The organism is Nocardia sp. Root136 (genome assembly GCF_001427185.1).
Classification (GTDB): domain Bacteria; phylum Actinomycetota; class Actinomycetes; order Mycobacteriales; family Mycobacteriaceae; genus Nocardia; species Nocardia salmonicida.
In genome coordinates this window covers 321,968-323,704 of sequence record NZ_LMFE01000009.1, presented here as the reverse complement: position 1 = coordinate 323,704, position 1,737 = coordinate 321,968, and the positions used below count along the sequence as shown (strand labels likewise).

The 1,737-nt window shown below is 67.6% G+C and carries 2 protein-coding genes; one reads left to right on the top strand and one right to left on the bottom strand.

Annotated elements, in window-relative coordinates:
* Window positions 1-199: 199 nt before the first annotated feature.
* Window positions 200-583: a hypothetical protein gene (locus ASD42_RS24705; protein WP_056820891.1), complete on the top strand. Its 384-nt coding sequence runs from the start codon at window positions 200-202 to the stop codon at window positions 581-583.
* A gap of 6 nt (window positions 584-589) precedes the next feature.
* Here the strand turns inward: ASD42_RS24705 and ASD42_RS24700 are convergent, their stop codons facing one another.
* Window positions 590-1,729, bottom strand: a complete 1,140-nt coding sequence (locus ASD42_RS24700; protein WP_156677571.1) for a hypothetical protein — start codon at window positions 1,727-1,729, stop codon at window positions 590-592.
* Window positions 1,730-1,737 lie beyond the last annotated feature (8 nt).

Below are 1,737 nucleotides of genomic sequence, written 5' to 3'. Positions count from 1 at the left end.
CCCGGTGATTCTGAGGTCCGGACATCTGACTGCGCATCCCGTTATGAGGTGAAGCGAAATACGTTCTGAACCAACAGAATTAGCATATCGAGACGCGAGTTAACGGAATGTTTCCGTGGTGGCGGCTCGGGTGTTCGAACCTGGCCGACCGTGCCGACCACAATCAACTCCGCACACACCGTGACGGAGGGGGAAACCGATGGTGCAGCGCATCATTGTCGACTCGACAAGCGAATTGCACGCGGCGGCGACGGCCATGGATGAGGTGGCGGCGGCGGTTGGCGACGCGGTGAATACCCTGATTCGCACCCTGTCCGTGGCGGGGGATCCGTTCGCGGTCAACGACAGTGGCGCTACGGCACCCGAGGTGGTGAGTGGGTCGTCGGACAACCCGCCATGGGGCACCGACTCCTACGGTAAGTCCTTCGCCACGGGCGCCAACGGCTATGTGGGGATGCGAACGAATCTGCTGCAGGGCGGCCTCGATGTAGCGCGCACCCTCGCCGAGTTCGCCCACGGCATGCACCGCGCGGCAGGGGGCCTCGAGGCGACCGAGGAAGACTCGCGCGCCGGCTTCCGCTGAGCGCGCTCACATGCTGATCGGTCCCGCCATCGACAACTCGGCGAACGCGCCCGCGACATCGTGCCCGGGGTCGGCGAAGCACCTCTCGACCAGCTCGCGAGTCACCGTGCCCGCTTCGGCCGCCGCGATCACGTCGAGCATCGCGGCGCGCGGCGGCTGCGCCGCATCGGGATAGGCAACCGCGCACATCACCTCGGCGACATCGGCGACCGTCCACACCCCTGGTACGGCCGCGCTCACCGCGGCCGCACCGGGCGACTGCCCGCGATACCAGCTCCCGCCCTCCCACCAGTAGCAAAACGAGAGCAGTCCCGTACTCGCGCGCGGATTGAGGACCTGATCGGTCACCCACGCGGGCGCACCCGCGTACAGATCGGGATAGGGCGTGCCATCGTTGTAGGCGGCATCGAGCTCGGGCGCGTTCCACACCCCGCCCGAGAGCACCGCCCGTCGACCGGGCAGCACGTGCAGCGTCGACCCGCTGCGACCGGCCCCTTCGAAGACCCCGAGCGCAGGCAGGATTCGCGGCCCGTACTCCGACCCGACTGCCACGAACGCGGCCGCGATAGTGGCCCACCGCGCGAAGAACATCCCGAGCGGCGGGAACTCGTCCGGCACCGAGACAGCTGGCCGCTCAGCAGCATCAGCGGCGGCCCGCGCACTGCGTAGCTGCCACGTGTTGTGGAATACATAGGCCGACAACCACACTGGTACACGCGAGCGTGGATGGGTGTGCAGGTCGAACAGATACGCCTCGGGGGTGAACAGGTGCTCGGGCGGAAACGGCTCATCACCGTGGTCGTAGTCGACCTCGTACTCACCGGCGACGCCGGCCGTCAACGCGACCCGCCACCACGGCCCTCGCTCCTCGCCGGCCGACTGCTCCCGTAGCCTCCGTGCCGCCTCCAGCATCGCCGCCGAAGCGTCGATACTGGTGTGCCTTTCCTCGGCGTCGAAGTAGCTCACCGACCCGACCGCGGCGACAACGGTGATCGCGAAAGACGCGGTAAACCGTTGCCAGCCAACGGGACCCGGCTCACCGATCGCCTCGATCAACGCGAGGGCGGGATCGGTCGGCACGATCGCCGACGTCAGCGCGAACCCGATGTCGGGCGACTCGGCCCCCTGCTGTGCGAACTCAACCATCGGCATGT